The organism is Actinoplanes sp. TBRC 11911, assembly GCF_012933445.1.
In the GTDB taxonomy this organism is placed as follows: domain Bacteria; phylum Actinomycetota; class Actinomycetes; order Mycobacteriales; family Micromonosporaceae; genus Actinoplanes.
The window spans coordinates 146591-168191 of the sequence record NZ_JABBNC010000014.1 but is presented as its reverse complement, the minus strand read 5'-3'; the positions used below and the strand labels follow the sequence as shown (position 1 = coordinate 168191).

24 protein-coding genes are annotated in these 21601 nt (G+C 71.3%); 8 read left to right on the top strand and 16 right to left on the bottom strand.

The features are described from left to right. The first annotated feature begins 13 nt into the window (after window positions 1-13). The 3 genes from HH310_RS20940 (at window position 14) to HH310_RS20930 (ending at window position 2273) form a co-directional block, all read left to right on the top strand. Entirely contained in the window at window positions 14-1018 is a 1005-nt protein-coding gene (locus HH310_RS20940; protein ID WP_312034239.1) for a 5'-3' exonuclease H3TH domain-containing protein, read from the top strand. Between the two features lie 77 nt (window positions 1019-1095). Beyond that, complete coding sequence (locus tag HH310_RS20935) at window positions 1096-1722, top strand: phosphotransferase-like protein (RefSeq protein ID WP_169177278.1); 627 nt, start codon at window positions 1096-1098, stop codon at window positions 1720-1722. A 35-nt stretch (window positions 1723-1757) separates the two neighbouring features. After that, the gene (locus HH310_RS20930; RefSeq protein WP_312034238.1) at window positions 1758-2273 is read left to right on the top strand and encodes a Uma2 family endonuclease; all 516 of its coding nucleotides are present in this window, start codon (window positions 1758-1760) and stop codon (window positions 2271-2273) included. Between the two features lie 7 nt (window positions 2274-2280). Here the strand turns inward: HH310_RS20930 and HH310_RS20925 are convergent, their stop codons facing one another. Beyond that, window positions 2281-2478 carry a hypothetical protein gene (locus tag HH310_RS20925; protein WP_169177277.1) on the bottom strand — a complete coding sequence of 66 codons (198 nt, stop codon included), beginning with the start codon at window positions 2476-2478 and terminating at the stop codon, window positions 2281-2283. Between the two features lie 132 nt (window positions 2479-2610). Between HH310_RS20925 and HH310_RS20920 the strand changes: the two genes are divergently transcribed. Further along, window positions 2611-3165 (top strand): Uma2 family endonuclease, encoded by a 555-nt coding sequence (locus HH310_RS20920; protein WP_248294207.1) that lies wholly within the window; start codon window positions 2611-2613, stop codon window positions 3163-3165. Window positions 3166-3168: 3 nt separating this feature from the next. Here HH310_RS20920 and HH310_RS20915 read toward each other — a convergent pair whose 3' ends face one another. The 12 genes from HH310_RS20915 to HH310_RS20860 form a co-directional block, all read right to left on the bottom strand. Next, window positions 3169-3777, bottom strand: coding sequence for a class I SAM-dependent methyltransferase (locus HH310_RS20915; RefSeq protein ID WP_169177276.1), 609 nt, complete (start codon window positions 3775-3777; stop codon window positions 3169-3171). Window positions 3778-3836: 59 nt separating this feature from the next. Continuing rightward, the gene (locus HH310_RS20910; protein WP_169177275.1) at window positions 3837-4388 is read right to left on the bottom strand and encodes a MerR family transcriptional regulator; all 552 of its coding nucleotides are present in this window, start codon (window positions 4386-4388) and stop codon (window positions 3837-3839) included. Window positions 4389-4529: 141 nt separating this feature from the next. Continuing rightward, window positions 4530-4994 (bottom strand): bifunctional nuclease family protein, encoded by a 465-nt coding sequence (locus tag HH310_RS20905; RefSeq protein WP_169177274.1) that lies wholly within the window; start codon window positions 4992-4994, stop codon window positions 4530-4532. Window positions 4995-5130: 136 nt separating this feature from the next. Then, a complete protein-coding gene (locus HH310_RS20900) occupies window positions 5131-5799 on the bottom strand; it encodes a MerR family transcriptional regulator (protein WP_169177273.1) in 669 nt (222 codons plus the stop codon). A gap of 65 nt (window positions 5800-5864) precedes the next feature. Further along, window positions 5865-6317 (bottom strand): FHA domain-containing protein, encoded by a 453-nt coding sequence (locus HH310_RS20895; RefSeq protein ID WP_169177272.1) that lies wholly within the window; start codon window positions 6315-6317, stop codon window positions 5865-5867. A gap of 176 nt (window positions 6318-6493) precedes the next feature. Beyond that, window positions 6494-6874, bottom strand: coding sequence for a glycine cleavage system protein GcvH (gene gcvH, locus HH310_RS20890; RefSeq protein ID WP_169177271.1), 381 nt, complete (start codon window positions 6872-6874; stop codon window positions 6494-6496). Window positions 6875-6916: 42 nt separating this feature from the next. Beyond that, window positions 6917-7849, bottom strand: a complete 933-nt coding sequence (locus HH310_RS20885; RefSeq protein ID WP_312034237.1) for a DUF881 domain-containing protein — start codon at window positions 7847-7849, stop codon at window positions 6917-6919. Window positions 7850-7861: 12 nt separating this feature from the next. Continuing rightward, window positions 7862-8194 carry a small basic family protein gene (locus tag HH310_RS20880; protein ID WP_169177270.1) on the bottom strand — a complete coding sequence of 111 codons (333 nt, stop codon included), beginning with the start codon at window positions 8192-8194 and terminating at the stop codon, window positions 7862-7864. Beyond that, window positions 8191-9060, bottom strand: a complete 870-nt coding sequence (locus tag HH310_RS20875; protein ID WP_169177269.1) for a DUF881 domain-containing protein — start codon at window positions 9058-9060, stop codon at window positions 8191-8193. The genes HH310_RS20880 and HH310_RS20875 overlap by 4 nt, the downstream gene beginning before the upstream one ends. Further along, complete coding sequence (locus HH310_RS20870; RefSeq protein ID WP_169177268.1) at window positions 9057-9674, bottom strand: CDP-alcohol phosphatidyltransferase family protein; 618 nt, start codon at window positions 9672-9674, stop codon at window positions 9057-9059. Before HH310_RS20870 ends, HH310_RS20875 begins: the two co-directional genes overlap by 4 nt. A gap of 215 nt (window positions 9675-9889) precedes the next feature. After that, a complete protein-coding gene (locus HH310_RS20865) occupies window positions 9890-11851 on the bottom strand; it encodes a VWA domain-containing protein (protein ID WP_169177267.1) in 1962 nt (653 codons plus the stop codon). Window position 11852: 1 nt separating this feature from the next. Beyond that, the gene (locus tag HH310_RS20860; RefSeq protein WP_169177266.1) at window positions 11853-13277 is read right to left on the bottom strand and encodes a sigma 54-interacting transcriptional regulator; all 1425 of its coding nucleotides are present in this window, start codon (window positions 13275-13277) and stop codon (window positions 11853-11855) included. Window positions 13278-13348: 71 nt separating this feature from the next. Here HH310_RS20860 and HH310_RS20855 point away from each other — a divergent pair, with 71 nt between their 5' ends. After that, window positions 13349-14296 carry a PhzF family phenazine biosynthesis protein gene (locus tag HH310_RS20855; protein WP_169177265.1) on the top strand — a complete coding sequence of 316 codons (948 nt, stop codon included), beginning with the start codon at window positions 13349-13351 and terminating at the stop codon, window positions 14294-14296. Between the two features lie 25 nt (window positions 14297-14321). Beyond that, window positions 14322-15956 carry an ABC-F family ATP-binding cassette domain-containing protein gene (locus tag HH310_RS20850; protein ID WP_169177264.1) on the top strand — a complete coding sequence of 545 codons (1635 nt, stop codon included), beginning with the start codon at window positions 14322-14324 and terminating at the stop codon, window positions 15954-15956. On the opposite strand, the gene HH310_RS20845 is transcribed toward HH310_RS20850, so the two are convergent. Then, window positions 15946-16860: an AraC family transcriptional regulator gene (locus tag HH310_RS20845; protein WP_312034236.1), complete on the bottom strand. Its 915-nt coding sequence runs from the start codon at window positions 16858-16860 to the stop codon at window positions 15946-15948. The two genes, HH310_RS20850 and HH310_RS20845, sit on opposite strands and share 11 nt — an antisense overlap. Before the next feature lie 59 nt (window positions 16861-16919). Between HH310_RS20845 and HH310_RS20840 the strand changes: the two genes are divergently transcribed. Beyond that, on the top strand, window positions 16920-17822 hold the full coding sequence (locus HH310_RS20840; RefSeq protein WP_169177263.1) for an SDR family NAD(P)-dependent oxidoreductase: 903 nt from the start codon (window positions 16920-16922) through the stop codon (window positions 17820-17822). Here the strand turns inward: HH310_RS20840 and HH310_RS20835 are convergent. Then, on the bottom strand, window positions 17800-19395 hold the full coding sequence (locus HH310_RS20835; RefSeq protein ID WP_169177262.1) for a glycoside hydrolase family 10 protein: 1596 nt from the start codon (window positions 19393-19395) through the stop codon (window positions 17800-17802). The genes HH310_RS20840 and HH310_RS20835 overlap by 23 nt on opposite strands. Here HH310_RS20835 and HH310_RS20830 point away from each other — a divergent pair. Further along, complete coding sequence (locus HH310_RS20830; protein WP_169177261.1) at window positions 19394-20314, top strand: NAD(P)/FAD-dependent oxidoreductase; 921 nt, start codon at window positions 19394-19396, stop codon at window positions 20312-20314. The genes HH310_RS20835 and HH310_RS20830 overlap by 2 nt on opposite strands. Here HH310_RS20830 and glgA read toward each other — a convergent pair. Continuing rightward, a complete protein-coding gene (gene glgA / locus HH310_RS20825; RefSeq protein ID WP_169177260.1) occupies window positions 20296-21492 on the bottom strand; it encodes a glycogen synthase in 1197 nt (398 codons plus the stop codon). The two genes, HH310_RS20830 and glgA, sit on opposite strands and share 19 nt — an antisense overlap. Window positions 21493-21601 lie beyond the last annotated feature (109 nt).

Below are 21601 nucleotides of genomic sequence, written 5' to 3'. Positions count from 1 at the left end.
GTACGCTCATCGGGTGCCTGCCGCCCCGCCGCTGCTGCTCGTCCTCGACGGGAACAGCCTGCTGCACCGCGCCTACCACGCGGGTGCGGCCGAGGCGATGCTCTCCCCGGACGGTGCTCCGATCTGGGCGTTGCGCGGCCTGATCGGCTACCTGGCTCGCGGCGCCGCTCAGCTCCGCCCGGACGCGGTGGTCATCGGCTTCGACTGTCCGGTGTCGTCGGCGCGCCGCACGCAGTTCCCGGAATACAAGGCGCACCGCCCGGACAAACCCGCCGACCTGACGGCCCAGCTCGCCGTCGCACCGGGCCTGTTGCGCGCGGCGGGGGTCTGCACGGTCGTACCGGCCTCGTGGGAAGCCGACGACGTGCTGGCCAGCGCGGCAGCAGCGGCCCGGCGCGCGGGCTGGCGTTCGGTTCTGATGACCAGCGACCGGGACGCGTTCGCGCTGATCGACGAGCAGACCTCGGTGCTGCGGGTGCGCAACGGCGGCTTCGACGAGGCCACCCTGATCGACACCGCGGGCCTGCCGGCGCTCTACGGCGTCGACCCGGGCCAGTACCGCGATTTCGCCGCCCTGCGCGGGGATCCTTCCGACAACCTTCCCGGTGTACGCCGGTTCGGCTCCACAACCGCAGCCAAACTGCTCGCCGTGTTCGGCAGTGTGGAGGCCGCCTGGCAGGCCGACCACGCGCTGGTCCGCTCCACCGTGGGCGACCACGCCGCCTCGTACTTCCTGGACCCGTCCGCGCGCGCGACCATCGAACGCAATCGCCTGATCATGCGCATGCGCGACGACCTGCCGCTGCCCGACCTGGCCACCGCCCGGCTGCCGCTGAGCCTTCCGGTGATGCGGCGCGCGTTCCGCGAGCGGGGCATCAACCTGGGCCCGTCCTTGTGGGCGCTGGTGGATGCCCCGCCCCCGCCGGACGACTCGGTACCCGAGTTCCACCCGTGGGCGTTCCGCGGTGGCCTGACCTCACGCCGCGACCCGACCCCTGGGCAGCTCGCCCTCTTCTGACAGCGGAATCCCGGCGCGAGTTCTTGTCAGGACTGTCGATACGGTCAGGGCATGCCACCGTCTGTCTCGGCACCAGCGTGAGGCCGCCGCCCGGACCGCCCGGCCGGATCGTGCTGCTCAACGGCACGTCCAGCTCGGGGAAATCGAGCGTCGCGCGCAGCCTGCTGCAAACCCTGGACACGCCATGGTTCCACCTGTCGGTCGACGCGTTCGGGGAGATGCGCGCGCTGGTCCGCGTCCCCGAGGCCGACATCGACGCGATGCTGGCCCGCACCCGGGCAGGCTTCCACCGCGCGGTGGCCGGCATGGCCGCCGCCGGCAACGACGTGGTGGTCGACCACCTCTTCAGCGAGCCGTGGCGCCTCGACGACTGCCTGACGTTGTTCGAGCCGTTCGACGTCGTGTTCGTGGGCCTGCACTGCTCGGCGGCCGAACTGACCCGCCGCGAACTGGCCCGTGGCGACCGAACCCCCGGACAGGCGGCTGCGCAGCTTGCCCTGGTCCACGCCCACCGCCGGTACGACCTGGAGCTCGACACGACGGCTTTGAACGCCGACTCGGCCGCGCGAATCGGCGCGTTCCTGCGTAGCCGGCCGACCGGCCCGACGGCTTTCGAAAGGCTGCGGGTCGCGCATAAGCGGAACGGTGCGTCCTGTGGACAGGGAGTGAGCCCGGCCGGCGAAACGGATACGATGCCCGCATGAGCTCAGAGGCTGTCGACAGGTACATGCCAGCGGACGTGACGCTCGACGACCTCACCGCGATGATGGCCGCGGACGAACACCACCGCTACGAGATCAGCCCCGACGGGGTCCTGTCTGTCATGCCCCCGCCGGGCCTCGCGCGCGCCATCATCGCCAACCGCCTTACGGCGTGGCTCATAGCAGCCGGGTTCCCTCTGGATCGATTCGCCCAGGGCGTCGGACTACGGATTCCCGGCCGGAACGGTGGCCTCGGCGGCCGGATCCCCGATCTTGTCCTGTGGAGCAAGGCTCAGGCCGACGGTGTCTGGCTGCCGGTCACCAACGTCCTCCTCGTCGTCGAGATCATTTCCCCCGGGTCCGAGGGTGTCGACACAGTCACGAAACGAACTGAATACGCCGGGGCGGGCATCCCTCAATACTGGCTCGTCGACCAGGATCCGGCTCACAATGTCACCATGCATGAACTCGACGGTGGCCACTACACCGTCCGCGAATCGATGCCCCTCGCCTGGCTTCTCAACATGACGCCCGCCGACCACGACCTCGTATAGCGGGCAGCTAGGCGCGGCGGCGCAGCTTCACCGTCGCGTCCGTGCGGGTTGCCGGCTTCCCGTCCGGGCCGGTCTGGGTCCGGGGGTGGACCTGGCTCGTCTCCACCTGCCACGCGTCGTCCAGGGCCAGCGCGGCGATCACCTCGTCCGGCGCCGGGAAGCGCATCTCGTGCTGGTGCTCGTGGTGGAACGGGCCCGGGTCCATGTGGCCCTCGATCAGCAGCGTGCCGCCCGGGACACGTGGGGCTTTCCACCGGCTGCGGGACCGGCGTAGGCGGAACGGTGCGTCCTGTGGACAGGGAGTGAGCCCGGCCGGCGAAACGGATACGATGCCCGCATGAGCTCAGAGGCTGTCGGCAGGTACATGCCAGCGGACGTGACGCTCGACGACCTCACCGCGATGATGGCCGCGGACGAACACCACCGCTACGAGATCAGCCCCGAGGGGATCCTTTCCGTCATGCCCCCTCCCGGGTATGCACATGCGATCATCGCCACCCGCCTCATGATGTGGCTGGCCGCGGCCGGTGTTCCTGCCGAACGCGTCGCTCAGGCTGTCGGCCTGCGGATACCCGGCCGCGACGGGGGCGTCGGCGGCCGGATTCCCGACCTGGTCGTCTGGAGCAAGCCGCAAACCGACGGTGTCTGGCTGCCGGTCACCGATGTCATGCTCGTCGCCGAGATCATCTCCCCGGGGTCCGAGGGCATCGACACCGTCACCAAACGCACCGAGTACGCCGCGGCCGGCATCGCGCAGTACTGGGTGATCGACCAGGACCAGGGCCAGACGGTGACCATGCATCAACTGGATGGTGGCCACTACACCGTGCGCGCGACGATGCCCCTGGCCTGGGTCCTCAACACGACGCCCACCGACCACGACCTCGCCTGACCCCTACGCGCGGCGCCGCAGCTTCACCGTCGCGTCGGTGCGGGTTGCCGGCTTCCCGTCCGGGCCGGTCTGGGTCCGGGGGTGGATCTGGTTCGTCTCCACCTGCCACGTGTCGTCCAGGGCCAGCGCGGCGATCACCTCGTCCGGGGCCGGGAAGCGCATCTCGTGCTGGTGCTCGTGGTGGAACGGGCCCGGGTCCATGTGGCCCTCGATCAGCAGCGTGCCGCCCGGGGCCACGTGGGACGCCGCCGTGCGCAGGATCTTCTCGCGGTCGAAATCGCCCCAGAAATGCAAGAACTGGGCGGACACCAGGTCGTACGAGCCGGACGGGAAGGAGTGCTCCAAGTTGTGGTGCTCGAAGCGCACCCGCACCCCGGCGTCACTCGCGTGCGCGGCGGCCCGGGCCAGCGCCACCGTCGAGATGTCCACGGCCGTGACATCCCAGCCCTGCGTCGCCAGCCACACCGCGTCGGCGCCCTCGCCGCAGCCCAGATCCAGGGCGCTGCCGGGCGTCAGCGAGGACACCTCGGCGACCAGCGCGTCGTTGGGCTTGCCGCTCCAGATGCGGTCGCTCTCGGCGTACCGGGAATCCCATGCTTGTTCGTCGCTCATGCGCTCAGCCTGCGCCGGACCGCGAAGATCGGGCAAAATTCATTGCCAAAACGGCAACATCAGCCGGCGCGCCGGCGTGCCCGGCGGGCCGCCAGCTCATCGCCCGCGGCGGCCGGAGCAGGATCACCGCCGACCGGCTGCGGCCCGGCGGCGGGCTCGGCCGGCAGATGCGACAGCGAGCCCTGGATCTCCTTGAACGCTCCCCCGATCGCGATGCCGAACACCCCCTGACCACCCTGCAGCAGGTCGACGACCTCCTCCGGGGAGCGGCACTCGTACACCGTCGTGCCGTCCGAGATCAGCGTGATGCCGGCCAGGTCCTCGACGCCGCGTGAGCGAAGCGTTTCGATGGCGCGGCGGATGTTCTGCAGGGAGACCCCGGCGTCCAGCAGACGCTTGACGACCTTGAGGACCACTAAATCGCGGAACGAGTAGAGCCGCTGGGTGCCGGACCCCTCGGCGTCGCGAATGCTCGGTACGACCAGCGACGTCCGGGCCCAATAGTCCAGTTGACGGTAGCTGATACCGACCGCCTGGCAAGCCGTGACGCCGCGATAACCGACCGAGCCGTCCTCGCCGACGAACGGGCCCTCGAGTGGCTGCTCGTGCACGCGACTACCTCCCCGCTGCGCGATGCCGCTTCACCTGGACTTCACGAGCGTATATCTCAGTGGCCGCCGAAACAGGGAGGTAACGCCATGACACGCCGCTTACGGGCTAGCCCTTTGTCGATCAAACTGGTGAGGCGCAGGTCAGCCCGCGAAATCCTCGGGGCGCACCTGGTCGAGGAACTCGCGGAACTTCTCCACCTCGTCCTCCTGCTCGTCCGGGATGACGATGCCGGCCTCGGTCAGCACCTGCTCGGCGCAGCGGATCGGCGCGCCCACCCGCAACGCCAGCGCGATCGAGTCGCTGGGCCGGGCGGACACCCGCACATCCTCACCGATCAGCAGGTCGGCGTAGAAGACGTTGTCCTTCAGCTCGGTGATCTCCACGGCCTTCAGCGGCGCCTTCAGCGCCGCCAGAATGTCCCGCAGCAAGTCGTGCGTCAGCGGCCGGGCGGGCTTCACACCCTGCTGCTCGTACGCGATGGCGGTCGCTTCCACCGCACCGATCCAGATCGGCAGGTACCGATCACCGTCGACCTCCCGCAGCAGGACGATCGGCTGGTTGCTAGGCAGCTCCACCCGAACTCCGACCACGCTCAGCTCGCGCACCGCCCGCCTCCGTGTCGTTTGTCGTTGTGCTCCGCACTTGAGGTGCACCCGTACGGCCGCCCTTTGAGTCACGGTACACGCACGCCGTACGGATCCAACCGCTGCGGCATACCCCGTGCAGCGTAGGTGAATCGGCTCAGCGACCGAGTTCGCCGCGCAGGCCCGCCCGCACCAATGCGGCGTGCAATCGCTGCGAAAGAGCCTGCAGCTCGCGTGCCGTCTCCGCGGCCCGCGCCCGGGCCGCCGGATCACTCTGCCGCACCAGCGGCGCCAGAAGCTGCGTGAACAGGCCGACCTCCCGATCGGAGGCGGCCCGGAACGCACGCAGATGACGCGTCTCCAACCCGTAGCGGGTCAGACCCACGACCGCTTCGACGATGATCACCGCGTCGCCGTCGTACCAGCCGGGCGGCTTGGCCGTGACCAGACCGATCTGCTCCAGGTCGTCGAGCAGTTCCCCGCTCACCCCAGTGCGTTCGATCACATCCTCCCGGGGGATCCGGGTGTCGGACGGATCGGCCGCCTTCTCCGTGCCCACCGCGACCAGGGTCGGCCGGGCGGGCACGGGCGGCTCATCGGACATCCTGTCGAGCTGCTCGCGAATGACGCGCAACGGGAGATACTGATCTCGCTGCGCGGTCAGCACGAAACGCAGCCGGGCCACGTCGTTCCACGAGTACTTGCGGTACCCGGAGGCGGTGCGCTGGGGGTCGACCAGCCCCTCCGCCTCCAGGAACCGCAACTTCGAGATCGTGGTGTCGGGGAACTCGGCGCGCAGATGGGCCAGCACCTCCCCGATGCTCATCAGCGCGGCCTCACGCCCGGCCCCGGGGCGAGCCCCTGGGTCGCGCGCTGCCGCCCCCGACGAGTTCACGCCCGGCTGCCCTCGCCCTCCGGCCGGGGGCCGGCGATGAACACGAGGCGGAACTTGCCGATCTGCACCTCGTCACCGTTGCTCAGGGTCGCCGCTTCGACCCGCTCACGGTTCACATAGGTGCCGTTGAGCGAGCCCACGTCGCGGACCGTGAAGGTGCCGCCCTCACGGTGGAACTCCGCGTGCCGGCGCGAAACCGTCACATCGTCCAGGAAGATGTCGCTGTCGGGGTGCCGGCCGCTCGTCGTCACGTCGTGATCGAGCAGGAAGCGGGCACCCGCGTTCGGGCCACGGCGCACCACCAGCAATGCCATCCCCGGCGGGAGCGAGCCGGACATGCGGCTCGGCACCACGTCGGTGTCAGGACCCTCGAGCACCTCGTCGAGAGCGCCGAGGTTCAGCGTGGACGTGACGTCGAGTGGGGGGAACTCGTCGTCTGGGCGCGTCATCGGACCACCTCACGGATCAGTTGGTCGCCGCCATGCGGCACGGGAACTCCCCCACCGCGGCCAAAAGGCCCGGACGCACGACTATCGGTTTCAGGTTTCAAAGGAATAACAGTTGTTGTGCCCCGCGAGCCTAGTAAGTGCCAATATCGCGGGGCAACCGGACGCGCGGATATCGATCAGCTCTCCGTCAGTGCCTTGTAGGCATTCGCGTCGAGCAGACCGGCGATCGCACCCGGATCACTCGGTGCGATCTCCACCAGCCAGCCCGCCGCGTACGGCTCCGCGTTGATCAGTTCCGGCTCGTCGCCCAGCGAAGCGTTCTTGGCCACGACAGTGCCGGACACCGGCGCGTAGATCTCGGAGACGCTCTTGGTCGACTCGATCTCGCCGAACGCGTCGCCGGCCTGCACCTCGGTGCCCTCGTCGGGCAGTTGGACGAACACGATGTCGCCCAGCGCGTCCTGCGCGTAGTGGGTGATGCCCACCCGCACCGGCCCGCTGCCGTCACCGGCCACCCACTCGTGTTCAGCGGTGTACCGCAGGTCCTCAGGAATCACGCCATCTCTCCCGTATCACGCTCTGCCCCTATGACGGCGCCCTCAGGACGCCGGACGCGCATATTGCAATGTCGTCGCTTTACGCAACGCGGTCACTTCGACCATGGTGCGCTGCTCCAGCGTCACGCTACCGCCGTCGCTGTTCACGGACGCCACCACCCCGCCGGGGATCTGCAGCGCGGTCTGCATCGTCTGCGGCGGGCCGATCACATCCAACGTGTACGGCCCGGACAGGGCGATGCCGTCGGCGACGAGTCCGCCACCGTCCGCGTCCACGAAAAAGCTGGACGCCACGATCCGCACGGCCGTCCCGTCCGAGCCGTAGAGCTGCATCACCTCGCCGCCCGCCCCGCGCAACTCCTGCACGGCGTTGAGGATCGCGGCGGCGTTGACCTTGTCCATCACGATCCGCAGGCCCGGTCCCCGGCCGGGCAGCGTGCCCGCCAGCAGACCCAGCTCGTCGGCCCGCTTGTCCGCCTCGGTGAGCGCCGCCTGCCGGCCCGCCACACCCGAGGTGAGCTGCCGCTGACTGCTCTCCAGCCCGTTGATCTCGGACTGCAGGCGGCTGTCGCGCGAGTCCAGGTCGCTGAGGATGCGCACCAGGTCCTCCTGGCGGGCGGTGGCCAGGCCCTGGTCGCCGTCGTTGCTGCGCAACTGCACCACGAGCGTGAAACCGAACACGGCCAGCAGTACGGCGATCAACGCACCGGCCGAGGTGAGGCGGCGCTTACGGCCCGGTTTCGCGTCGGTCACCCTTTCGGGTTCCGCTTGCGCTTCCTCTCCCGTACGCCCGTCCGCCTCGTCCGCCACGGAATCGTCCGCGGGCCGGGGCTCGACCGGCGGTGGCTCGTCGTCCGCGGCCGCGGGGAACGCGGAGGCCGCGGGCTCGGCCGGCGACTCGTCGAGCATCGCCACCGGCTCGTCGGTGTGCGGCGGCTTACGCCCCGCGGTGGGCAGTTCAGGCTCGTCAGTCACCGGCGCACCACCTCAAGCCCGGAACAGGTGACGTCGGATGGCCGCGACATTGCCGAAGATGCGCACCCCGAGCACCACCACCACGCCGGTGGACAGCTGCCCGCCCACCCCGAGCTGGTCACCCAGGTAGACGATCAGGGCCGCCACCAGCACGTTGGAGATGAACGAGATCACGAACTGTTTGTCGTCGAAGATGCCGTCCAGCTTCGCCCGCACCCCGCCGAACACCGCGTCCAGCGCGGCGACCACCGCGATCGGCAGATACGGCTGCAGGGCGGGCGGCACCGCCGGATGGAACACGATGCCCAGCGCGGCACCCGCGATCAAGGCGATTACGGCGATCATCTGCCGCCTTCCGACGAGGACGGTGAGGGTTTCGAGGGCGTCGGCGCCGGCTGCGCCACCCGCAGCTTGAGCTCGGTGGCCGCGTCCAGGGTCACGTCCTTCACCCCGGACGCGCTGAACGACATCCCGTACTGGCTCGCCAGCTGCTTGAAGAACTTCCCGGCGTACCCGTCGCGGAAGTCGGCGGCCAGCGAGTCCGGGCCGATCGCCACCACCTCGTACGGCGTGGTCACCGGCCGGAAGTCGACCAGGATCGCCTCGCCGGCCTGCCGGATCGTCGAGGTCGCGGTCAGCCGCTGCCCGTTGATCGCGATCGCCTCGGCGCCCTGCGACCACAACGCGTTGGTGGCGAGCTGCAGGTCGGTGTCCTTGACCCGGGCCGCGCCGTTCTGATCATCCCCGGTCACCGGATTGACCTTGGCGGGACCGTCCCCGATGGTGATCTTCGCCCCGGAACCGTGCACCGAGGCCAGCCCGGTCTGCGCCTCCAGGTTGCGCAGCTTCGCCACCGCCGACGAGCCGAGCTCCTTCTCCCGCAGGTCGTTGACCTCGGCGCCGAGCGAGTCGGCACGGTCCTGCAACGCGGCCGTCGCGTCCCGGCGCTTGGTCACCTGGTCGATGAGCTCGGCGCGGGCCTTGCTGCGGGCCGGCTCGTCGGCGACCGTCTGCTGGTACGCCACGACGAGCAGGAACCCCAGCAGGACCAGCGTGAGCAGCAGAACCCCGCTCCCGGCGATCTTGCGGGGGCCGCGCGGCTCACCGTCGCGTGCCTTGCGGGCGGCCGCGTCGGCGTACCCGGGGTCGAGGGGGTTGCGGAACAGCTCGGTGAGGAAGTCCGGGGTGTAGTTGCGCTTGGGCGCGGTCATCTCACGACCGCCCCGGCACGGTCCTCCCGGTCGGCCCGCAGCAGCTGGGCGGTCTGGATGAGGTAGAGCGCCGCCGCGGCCCAGTAGAGGGCGAGCGCCCACCAGGCCAGCGCCCACCCGATCGGGCCCATCCACGAGTCGATCGACGGGACGGCCTTGGCGAGCAGGATCGCCGGGAACGCGGCGAGCAACACGAACGTGCCGGTCTTGCCCAGGTAGTGCACCGGCGGCGGACCGTACCCGTGGCGGCGCAGCACCAGCAGCGCGATCGCGAGGACGACCTCGCGCAGCAGCAGGGCGCCGGTCAGCCAGTACGGCACGACGCCGCGCACGGTGAAGCCGATCAGCGTGGCCAGGATGTAGAGCCGGTCCGCGAACGGGTCGAGCAGCTCGCCGAGCCGGCTCACCGAGTTCATCCGCCGGGCCACGAAGCCGTCCACCCAGTCGGTGGTGCCGCCGACCGCCAGCACGATCACCGCGGCCACGTCGTGGTGCGGGCCGAGCAGCAGATACAGGAACAGCGGGACGCCGAGCAGCCGGATGAAGCTGATGACGTTGGGAATCGTCCAGATGCGGTTCGAGGCAACGTAGGACGGCGCAGGCTGCTGCGACATCGCGCTTCCCTCTCCCCCAGTTCGAACCCGGGCATGACGCACCCGGGCGGCGGTTCCCCGAAACTCGCCGAGCAACTATAACCAGCGCCCGATGCTGCCTGATCACCCCGTCACGTCCCGCACACCGTGTGCGTCGTCCTAGGAAACTAGTACTCCAGGGTGGACCGGCGCCAGGAAGCCCCGGCCGACCGGCCGGGGCTTCCCGAAATACCTGATCAGGCGGCGGATCGACCGCGGCCACGACCGCGGCGCGCGCGGACGTAGTCGTCGACCACGTATCGACCGAGCTCCGCGGCGTCCGGGCTGAACACCCGGCCGCCGTTGCGCTCGGCCACCGCCCCGACGAACCGCTGCAGGCCGGGATCCTCGCCCAGCATGAAGAAGTTCAGCGTGGCGCCGAAGCGGGTCAGGTGATCCACCTCGTGGACCGTCGCCCGGATCGTCTCCGGCAGCGGCGGCCACCAGAACATCGCCTCGCCGTCCGGCTCCAGGTGCGAGGTCGGCTCGCCGTCGGTCACCACCAGCACCACCGGCTCCGAGCCCGGGTGCCGGCGCAGGTGACGGCCGGCCAGCTGGAGGGCGTGCTGCAGGTTCGTGCCCTTCTCCGCGTTCGGGTCGAACGCGGCCAGCTCCGCCTCGGACATCGTCTGGGCGTACAGGCCGAATCCGATGATCTGCAGCGAGTCCTGCGGGAACTGCGTGGCGACCAGGTGTGACAGGGCCAGCGCGGTCTGCTTCATCGGCCCCCAGCGGTCGTCCAGCCACATCGAGTACGACAGGTCCACCAGCAGCGCGACCGCCGACGAGGCCCGCCGCTCGGTCTCGGCCACCTCGAAATCCTCGGGCAGCAGCCGGACCGGGACGGTGCCGGGACCGGAGCGGCGCACCGCGTTGCCGATCGTGCGGACCACGTCCAGCGGCTGCTCGTCGCCGAACTCCCAGCGCCGCGACGACCCGATCAGGTCGCCGGCCGCCCCCGCGTCGCGCAGATCGTGCTGGCCCTGGCGCTTGGCGGACAAATCATCGAAAACCTTTGCCAGCGCCGTACGCCCGAGCCGGCGCAACGCCTTCGGCGACAGCGTCAGCCCTTCGGCGTCGCGGGTGACCCACCCCTGCCGGCGCAGCTCGCGTTCCAGGTCGCGCAGCCGCCGCACGTCGTCGCCGGCGGACCGGCCCAGTTGCCGCTCCACCATCTCGACGTCGACATCGTCCAACGTGGCGCCCGGATGCTGCTGACCGAGCTGGTCGAGCAGCTCGTCCAGTTCGCTGATCTCGCCGAGCGCCGCGGTCGCGTCGCCGTAGCCGAGATCGTTCGGGCCGCGCATGCGCTCGCCGCGGCCCCAGTTGAGCTGCGGCCGCAACGCCCGCAGGTTGTCGGTGAGCTCGGCGAGCTGCCCGCGCAACGGACCGTCGCCGAGCGCGGAGTCCATCAGCCGGGACAGCTCCTCCTGCTGCTGCGGGCTGAGCGAGCGCATCAGCCGCTCGGCCGCCGCGGCCCGGCGGGCGAGCGAGTCGATGAGCTCCTCGACGTTGGCCGGGTTGTCCGGGAAGAACTGCCCGTGCTTGTCCATGAACTGCGCGAACGCGTCCGAGGTGTCCTCGCCGCGGGCGTGCTTGGCCAGCAGGTCGTTGAGGTCCGAGACCATGTCGGAGACGCCCTGCATGTCGCCGTTCTCCAGGGCCTGCTTCATCCCGGCGAACCGCTGCTCCACCACCTCGCGCCGTAATCCGTCGAGGATCTGCTGGTACATCTGCCGGGCCTCGTCCGACGCCCACTCGTACGAGGAGAGCTCCTCGACGGCCCGTGACGTCGAGTTCGGCAGGCTGTCCAGCACCGCCTCGTTGAAGCGGGACGCGTCGTCGTCGCGGCGGGCCAGTTCCTCGCGCTCGGTGGACAACGCCTGGTCGAGCATCTGCTGCGCGCGGGTGACCGCGCCGTCCAGGTTGCCCCGGCGCAGCGCCTCCTTGCGCATCCGGCGGGCCCGCTCGCGCAGCGCGTCCAGGCCGCGTCCGTCGCGCGGGCCGCGGCGGATCAGGTCGCGCAGCACGTCGCGCAGGCTGTCGCCGGCCAGCACCCGCTCGCCGACCTCGTCGACGGCGGCCCGCACGTCGTACGGCGGGGCGAGCGGATCGGGCCCGTCCCGCCATGCCCCGTAACGGAATCTGCTTCCGGCCATGTCAGCTCCCGTACAGGGTTCGGCCGTCGTCGGTCAGCTCCTTGGCCAGCCGGCGGGTGAGGTGCAGGCCCTCGAGGACGAACTCGACGCCGGACGCCGCCTGCGCCGGGCTGGGCGCGTCGCCGAGCCCGAGCCGGTCGAGCACCTTGGCCAGCCCCGGCACGGTGCCGATCTGGCCGAGCAGCTCGTCGGCCGAGACCAGGTCACCGGTCTCGATGATGGCGCCCTCGGCGACCAGGTCGGTGAAGCCGGACAGGTCGAGCCCGCCCAGCCGGTCGCGGAACGTCTCGGCGGTGGCGATCCGCAGCAGGTGCGCGAGGACCTCGGTCTCCCGGCCCTCCTCGCCGCTCTCGAACTCGACCTTGCCGCGCAGCGTCGAGGTGACCGAGACCGTGTCGCCGATGCGGGCCACGGCCTCGTTCTCGCCGCGCAGCCCGGCCCGGCGCAGCGCGGACGCGGCCACCGTCTCGGCCGCCGCGATCGCGAACCGGGCCGAGATGCCGGAGCGGGCGTCGACCGCGGGCGACTCCCGCACCGCCCGGGTGTAGCGCGCGAGGACGTCGATCAGGTGTTCCGGCACGGCCGCGACCAGCGTCGCCTCCTGCCGGACCAGCGCGGTCTCCAGCGCCAGGTCGACCGGGTAGTGGGTGCGGATCTCGGCGCCGAACCGGTCCTTGAGCGGCGTGATGATCCGGCCGCGGTTGGTGTAGTCCTCCGGGTTCGCGGAGGCGACCAGCAGCAGGTCCAGCGGCAGCCGCAGCTGGTAGCCGCGGACCTGGATGTCGCGTTCCTCGAGCACGTTGAGCAGCGACACCTGGATGCGCTCGGCCAGGTCGGGCAGCTCGTTGACGGCGAAGATGCCGCGGTTGGTGCGCGGTACCAGGCCGAAGTGAATGGTGTCCGGGTCGCCGAGCGGACGCCCCTCGGCCACCTTGATCGGGTCGACGTCGCCGATCAGGTCGCCGACGCTGGTGTCCGGGGTGGCCAGCTTCTCGCCGTACCGCTCGCTGCGGTGCAGCCAGGCGATCGGCAGCAGGTCACCGGTCTCGGCGGCGAGCCGCCGGGAGGCCGGGGTGAGCGGCTGGTACGGGTGTTCGCGCAGCTCGGAGCCGGCGATGTACGGCGTCCACTCGTCCAGCAGGTCGACCAGGCCGCGGATGAGCCGGGTCTTGCCCTGGCCGCGCTCGCCGAGCAGGACCATGTCGTGGCCGGCGAGCAGGGCCCGCTCGACCTCGGGAAGCACCGTGTCGTCGTAGCCCACGATGCCGGGGAAGCGCGGCGCACCGCTGCGAAGCCGGTCGAGCAGGTTGTCGCGCAGCTCTTCCTTCACGGTGCGGAACTCGTGTCCCGCGGCCCGCAACTCGCCCAGCGTGCGCGGCAGATCGTTTGGTGGGGTGGGTGTGATCGCTGTTGGTGCGTCTGTCACCGCAAGAACGCTACTCCGCGTCGGTGGCACGCCAAGTTGTCCACCGCATCGGTGCCGGGCAGGCTGTCGGGATGACGGAGATTCTGCGGTACGCGGCGTTCACCGACGACCCGCGCGGCGGCAACCCGGCCGGGGTGGTTCTGGACGCGTCGAAGCTGAGCGACGCCGAGATGCTCGCGATCGCCGCCGACCTGGGCTATTCCGAGTCGGCATTCCTCACCGGACCGGCACCTTCGCCGACCTCCGCGTCGCCCGACAAATCCGGAAAGCCGGAAATGTCTGGCGGCCGGGCCGATGCCGAGCCGGCGGGGGTGCCCGCTCCTGGCGCAGCCGCGGCGGTGCCCGCTCCTGGCGCAGCCGCGGCGCCCCGGCGCGTCCGCTACTTCAGCCCGCTCGCCGAGGTCCCGTTCTGCGGTCACGCCACGGTGGCGGCCGCGGTCGCGCTGGGCCCGGGCGAGCACGTCTTCGTGACCAACTCGGGCGAGGTCCCGGTGACCGTGGACGATCACGGACGCGCCACCCTCACCAGCGTCGCGGCAAGCGTCGGCGATCTCGGCGGTGACCGGCTCACCGCGCTGCTGGCGGCGTTGCGCTGGAGCGAGTTCGACCTCGACGACACGCTCCCGCCCCGGGTCGCGTACGCCGGGGCGTACCACCCGGTCATCGCGGCGGCCTCGCGCAAGCGCCTCGCCGAGCTGGACTACGACGTGCCGGCGCTGAAAGCGCTGATGGAGGCCCACGACTGGACCACGGTGCAGCTGGTGTTCCGCACCGGCGACGACTCGTTCGACGTGCGCAACCCGTTCCCGGTGGGCGGCGTCTACGAGGATCCGGCGACCGGGGCGGCCGCCGCGGCGTTCGGTGCCTACCTGCGCGACCTGTGGCTGGTCGAGGACGACGCGGTGATCCACCTGGCGCAGGGCGACGACCTGGGCCGGCCGAGCCGGATCACGGTCCGCCTCACCCCCGGCGAGCCAGGCGTCCGGGTCACCGGCACGGCGGTGCCGATAACCGCTTGAGCCGCGCCTTAGCATGGTGCTCGAGATGAGTGCCACGATGATCGCCCGGGACCTCGCCGCCGGGCACGGCGACCGCCACCTGTTCAGCTCCCTCGATCTCGTGGTCGCGCCCGGCGACGTGATCGGCCTGGTCGGGGTGAACGGCGCGGGCAAGACCACGTTGCTGCGCACGCTGGCCGGCCTCGCCCCGGCCGGGAACGGCACGGTGTCGCTGAGCCCGCCCACCGCCACGGTCGGCTATCTGCCGCAGGAACGCGAGCGGCGGCCCGGCGAGACCGTGCGCGAGTTCCTGGCCCGCCGCACCGGTGTCGGCCCCGCCCTGACGACCATGGACGAGGCCGCCGCCGCGCTGGCGAGCGGGGCGAAGGGCGCCGACGAGGCGTACGGGATCGCCTTGGAACGTTGGCTGGGTCTGGGTGGCGCCGACCTGGAGGAGCGCGCCGAGCACGTCACCGCCGAACTGGGCCTGGATTTCGCGCTGGACGCCGCGATGACCTCGCTGTCCGGCGGCCAGGCGGCCCGCGCCGGCATGGCATCGCTGTTGCTCAGCCGCTACGACATCGTTCTGCTCGACGAACCCACCAACGACCTGGACCTGGACGGCCTGAGCCGGCTCGAGATGTTCGTGACCGGGCTGCGCGCGGGGACGGTGGTGGTCAGCCACGACCGCGAGTTCCTCACCCGCACGGTCACCAAGGTGCTCGAGCTCGACCTGGCCCAGCAGCAGATCAACCTGTACGGGGGTGGATACGCGGCCTACCTCTCCGAGCGCGAGCGGGCCCGCCGGCACGCCCGCGAGGCGTACGACGAATACGCCGACAAGAAGGACGACCTGCTGGAACGCGCCCGGATGCAGCGGGCCTGGATGGAGAAGGGCGTGCGCAACGCCCGCAAGAAGGCCACCGACAACGACAAGAACATCAAGCACTTCCGCGGCGAGACCAGCGAGAAGCAGGCGGCGAAGGCCCGGCAGACCGAGCGGCTGATCGAGCGCATGGAGGTGGTCGAGGAGCCGCGCAAGGAGTGGGAGCTGCGGATGGAGATCGCCGCCGCGCCCCGCGCCGGGGCCGTGGTGGCGACCATGCGCGACGCCGTGGTCCGGCGCGGCGGCTTCGTGCTCGGCCCGGTCACCCTGCAGATCGACTGGGCGGACCGGGTGGCGATCACCGGGGCGAACGGCTCGGGCAAGTCGACGCTGCTGGCCGCGCTGCTGGGCCGCCTCGAACCCGAGTCGGGGACGGCGAGCCTGGGCCCGGGTGTGGTGGTCGGCGAGGTCGATCAGGCCCGCGGCCTGTTCCTCGGCGACGACGCCCTGGCGGCGGCGTTCGGCAAGGCGGTGCCGGATCTCAGCGACGCCGACGTGCGCACGCTGCTGGCGAAGTTCGGGCTGCGCGCCCAGCACGTGCTGCGCCCGGCGGGCACGCTGTCCCCCGGCGAGCGGACCCGGGCGGCGCTGGCGCTGCTGCAGGCGCGCGGGGTGAATCTGCTGGTCCTGGACGAGCCGACGAACCACCTGGACCTGGCGGCGATCGAGCAGCTCGAGTCGGCCCTGGCCTCCTACCCGGGGACGCTGCTCCTGGTCACGCACGACCGGCGGATGCTGGCGGCGGTGCACACGACCCGGCATCTCGAGGTCGCCGACGGCAAGGTCACCGGCTGAGCGTCCCGGCCCGGAAGGCGCGCGGCGACGAGCCGGTGACCCGCTTGAACGCGGTGCTCAGGGCGCTCTCCGAGCCGTAGCCGACGGCCCGCGCGATGGCCGCCACCGAGTCGCCGCGGCGGAGCCGGTCGGCGGCCAGCTCGATGCGCCAGCCGGTCAGGTAGTCGAGCGGCGCCTGCCCGACCACCAGCTTGAACCGGGCCGCCAGGGTGGAGCGGGACACGGCCGCCTCGGCGGCCAGATCGGCGACCGTCCACGGCCGGTCCGGCCGGCCGTGCAGGGCCCGCAACGCCGTGGCGATCATCGGGTCGGCCAGGCCGGCCAGCCAGCCGGTCGCGGCGCCGGCCCGGGCCAGGTGCAGCCGCAGCACGTGGATCAGCATGACCAGGGCGAGATGCTCGGCGACCAGCGTGGAGCCCGGCGGCCGGTCGCGCAGCTCGGCGTCGATCTGGGCGAGCGCCCAGCGCAGGGTCGCCGCCTCCGCGGTGTCGCCGGGCACGTGGATCACCGGGGGCAAGCCGTCGAGAAGCAGCCTCCGCCCGCGGTCGCCGAGCCCGAACCGGCCGCCGATCATGTGGAATTCGTCGCCGGTGCCGACGCGGGCGACGCCGTCGCGAGCCTCGGCGAAGAAGGGCGCGGCGGCCACCGGTGCCAGGCCCGGCCCGGACGCGGCGACGAACGGCAGCGAACGGGTCAGCAGGAAGCAGTCGCCCTCGTTGAGCCACCACTCGGTGTCCTCGACCACGATCAGGCATCGGCCCCGGCGTACGGCATTGAACTTCACCGCCGGAGGCGCGTCGAACGCGAGCGCCCAGTCGCCGCCGGCCCGCATGCCGATGGACAGGTGGCTGGTGGTGCCGACGAGCGCCAGGACGTCTTCGAGGGGATCGATCTGGACGCTCACGAAACCATGGTGGACGCTGAGCGATTCACCGTCCAGATCGGCGGTCCTAATTTTGAAGCATGACATTGATCACCACCCCTTTCGGACCGAAGGCGACCGCGGCGCAGATCCTGGACGGCGTCGATCTGGGCGGCCGGCGCTACATCGTGACCGGTGGCTCGTCCGGCATCGGCCGCGCCACCACCGAGGCGTTACGCGGGGCGGGCGCCGAGGTCACGGTGGCCACCCGCAGCCCGGGGCCCGGCGAACGTCACGTGGATCTGACCGATCTGGACTCGGTCGCCACGTTCGTGGCCGGCTGGTCCGGGCCGCTCGACGGGATCGTCGCGAACGCCGGGATCATGGCGCTGCCGCGGCGGGAGACCTCCCGTGACGGCTGGGAACTGCAGCTCGCGACCAACTTCCTGGGGCATTTCGCGCTGATCACGGGGCTGCGCGAGAACCTGCGCGGCGGGCGGGTCGCGATCGTCTCGTCCGGCGCCCAGCTCCGGGCGCCGTTCGACTTCGACGACCCGCAGTTCGAGCGGCGCCCCTACGACCGGTGGGCCGCCTACAGCCGGTCGAAGACCGCCGGGGTGCTGCTCGCGGTGGCGATCGGGCGGCGCTGGCCGGGCGACGGCATCGCCGCGAACGCGCTGGACCCCGGCTACATCCACACCCGCCTCCAGCGGCACGTCGACCGCGCGACGATGCGGGGCTTCGGCGGCATGGACGCCGACGGCAATCTGATCATGCCGGATTTCTACAAGACCCCGGAGCAGGGCGCCGCGACGTCCGTGCTGCTCGTCGCGTCGCCGCTGCTCGACGGCGTGACCGGCCGCTACTTCCTCGACAACCGGCAGGCCCCCACCGGGCCCGGCGGACCGGACGCGCCCGCGGGCACGGTCGCGGACTGGTCGGTCGACCCGGCCGCCGCGGACCGGCTGTGGGACCTGGCGCTCACCGTGACAGCGGGGCGCTGAGCGGTCCCTGGTTGCCGGAGCGGTCGAGCCCGCCGAGGCAGTAGGTGGATGGGCCGCCGCGCGGCGCCGGGTCGGCGACCGGCACGCCGGCCCGTCCGGTGTTCACCAGCGTCGCGGCCTTCCCGTCGACCCGGTACAGGGCCCAGCTCGTCCCCGTCATGCCGGTGCTGGTGAAGCGCAGCACGCCGTCCTGGCCGCGGGTCGCGTCGGTGAGCTTGGGCGCCGGCGGCGGGTTGGCCGGGAGCTGCTTCATCAGCGGTACCAGTGCGGGCGTCGCGTAGTGGTCGTCGCGGTAGCGGGTCACCGCGCCCAGCTTGTCCCGCCGGATCGAGGCGGCGCTGAAGTGGATCTCGCCCTGGACCGGGTACTTCTCGTTGAGGGTCATCTCCCGGTCGAGCAGGGTGGGGTCGCTCCAGGCGCCCTTCTCCCCCACCCGGTAGTCGGCCTGGCCGATCCACAGCTGCACGCCGGTGCCCTTGACCACGTCCGACCACCAGGGCAGCAGCTTCGCGTAGTCGGCCTTCGAGAAGCCGATCTGCCAGTACAGCTGCGGGACGATGTAGTCGAGCCAGCCTTCCTTGACCCATTTGCGGGTGTCGGCGTACTGGGCGTCGTACGACTCGAGGCCGTTGGTGGGTGAGCCGAGCGGGTCGGTGGACTTGTTGCGCCAGATGCCGAACGGGCTGACCCCGAACTTCACCCACGGCTTGAGCTGGTGGATCCGCTCGTGCAGCTCGCGGATCAGGGTATCGACGTTGCCGCGGCGCCACTGGGCGCGGGACTGCCCGGCGCCGTACTTCGTGAAGCTGGCGTTGTCCGGGAAGTCCTGCCCGTCCTCCGGGTACGGGTAGAAGAAGTCGTCGAAGTGCACGCCGTCGATGTCGTACTTGCGCACCGCCTCCAGGATCGAGTCCTCGACGTACTTGCGGGCGGCCGGGTTGCCCGGGTCGAAGTAGAGCCGGGCCCGCTTGCCGGTCGGGTACGAGATCGCCCAGTCCCGGTGCTTGAGCAGCGGGTGGTCCGGCGCGAGCTTGCTGAAGTCGGCGCCCGGTCCGTCGGGGCCGGGCTGGGTGCCGCGGTAGGGGTTGAACCAGGCGTGGAACTCCAGGTTGCGCTCGTGCGCCTCGGCGACCATGAAGGCCATCGGGTCCCACCCCGGCGACTTCCCGTCGCGCTTGCCGGTCAGCCATTCCGACCAGGGCGCGTACGCCGAGGGCCAGAAGGCGTCGCCGCTGGGGCGCACGTGCACGAAGATGGCGTTGTGGTGCTGCGCCACGGCCAGGTCGAGCCAGCCCAGATATTCGGCCTTGACCTGGGCCTCGCTCAGGCCCGGCCGGCTCGGGAAGTCGATGTTCGTCACCGTGGTGAGCCACATGCCGCGCAGCTCGCGCGGGGCCTGAGCGGGCACCCCGGCACAGCTGCCGGTCTCGGCGGCGGCCTCGACGACGTCCGGCGGGACGGCGGCCGCGGGCGGTTCGTAGGTCGCGGCGCGCACCAGCCCGAGCCCCAGCACGGCCACCCCGAAGAGCACGGCGGCGAGAACGAGAGTGAGCTTCAGCGGGGGGCGGCGCATGGCGACCAGTGTGCCTTTAGAGTGCGAACGTGTGACAGTCGTGGTGGTGGGAGCCGGTATGGCCGGCCTGGCGTGTGCTCGTGAACTGGTCGATGCCGGGGTGCCGGTGCGGGTGCTGGAGCGATCCGGCGAGCCCGGCGGGCGGTTGGCCTCGATCAAACGGGACGGGCGGATGGTGGATGTCGGCGCCGCCTATGTGACCGCCGACGACCCGGCCTTCCACGGCAGACTGCAGACCTGGCGGATCGACGGGCTGGCGCATCCGTGGACCGACACGTTCCAGGGGCAGCACGGGACCGCGCCGATGCGCTGGTCGGCCCCGGGCGGGCTGCGCAGCCTCGCCGCCGACCTGGCCCGCGAGCTGCAGATCGGCTACCGCACCGAGGTCACCGAGCTGCCCGAGGCCGAGGCCGTGGTGCTGGCCATGCCCGGCCCGGAGGCGCTGCGCCTGGCGGACATCCCGGCGGCCCGCGAGCAGGTCTGGTCGCCGGTGGTCACGGCGATCCTCACGTACGCCGAGAGGACGTGGCGCCCGTTCGCCGGCGCGTTCGTCAACGACCATCCGGTGCTGGCCACGGTGTGCGACGACGGTGACCGCCGCGGGGATCTGGCGCCGGTCCTGGTCGCGCATTCCACTCCGGCGTTCGCGGCCGGGCACGAGGGGGACGACGAGGGGCCGGCCGGGATGCTGCTGGCCGAGGCGGTCGGCGAGGCGATCGGTATCGGCGGCAAGCCGGAGGTGGAGCTGATCCGCTGGCGGTACGCGGCGCCGCGGCCCGGGCACGGCGGTTTCGCCCGGCACGGCAACGTCTATCTGGCCGGGGACGCGTTCGGCCGGCCGCGGGTGCAGACCGCCTGGCTCAGCGGCCGGGCCGCCGCCCGCGACCTGATCCAGCGGCGTCAGAGCACCGACTGGTAGACCTGCATGGTGTCCTGCGCGATGCGCGACCAGCTGAACTTCTCGACCGCGCGGCGGCGTCCGGCCAGCCCCATCGCCTTCGCGCGGGCCGGGTCGGCCACGAGGTCGTTCATGGCGGCGGCGAAGTCGGCCACGAACCTCTCCGGGTCGACCGGGGTGCCGGAGCCGTCCTGGAGCTGCTCGATCGGGACCAGCAGGCCGGTTTCGCCGTCCGCGACGACCTCGGGGATGCCGCCGGTCGCGGTCGCCACCACCGCCGTCTCGCAGGCCATCGCCTCCAGGTTGACGATGCCCATCGGCTCGTAGATGGACGGGCAGACGAAGACGGTGGCGTGCGTGAGGACCTGCACGACCTCGTGCTTGGGCAGCATCTCCTGCACCCAGATCACACCCTGCGGCCCGCGTTCGGCGCTGAGCTCGGCGGCCAGGGCCTCGACCTCGGCGGCGATCTCCTTGGTGTCCGGCGCCCCGGCCAGCAGCACGATCTGCACGTCGGCGGGCAGGCTCCGGCAGGCCCGCATCAGGTACGGCAGGCCCTTCTGCCGCGTGATGCGCCCGACGAAGACGACGCTCGGACGGCTCAGGTCGATGCCCAGGCGCTGGGTCACGTTCGTACGGGAGTCGGGCTGGTATTGCTCTGTGTCGATGCCGTTGTAGACCACCCGGATGCGGTCCGGGTCGACCGACGGGTACGCCTGGAGCACGTCGCGCTTCATGCCGCCGGACACCGCGATGATCGCGTCGGCGTTCTCGATGGCGGTGCGCTCGCAGAACGAGGACAGCGCGTAGCCGCCGCCGAGCTGCTCGGCCTTCCACGGCCGCAACGGTTCCAGGCTGTGCGTGGTGACCACGTGCGGGACGTCGTGCAGCAGCTTGGCGCTGTGCCCGGCGAAGTTCGCGTACCAGGTGTGGCTGTGCACGATGTCCGTGCCGGCCGCCCCGGACGCCATCGCTAAATCGATTCCCATCGTGCGCAGCGCCGCGTTGGCCCCGGCCAGCTCGACCGGCTCGGGGTAGGCGGTGACGCCCGGCTCGTCGCGCGGGGCGCCGAAGCAGTGCACCCGCACGTCGGCCAGCGCCCGCAGGTCACGGGCCAGGTACTCGACGTGGACACCCGCCCCGCCGTAGACCTCCGGCGGGTACTCCCGGGTCATCAGATCGACGCGCAGCTCGGTCACGCCCGAAGCCTAATGGTTCACCGGACCGGCGGCGCCATGGCGTACAAGATCGGGTAGGTTGGTCTCGCCCTGTTCCGCCCATCGGCTGGCGTTACCGCTGGCGGAAAGT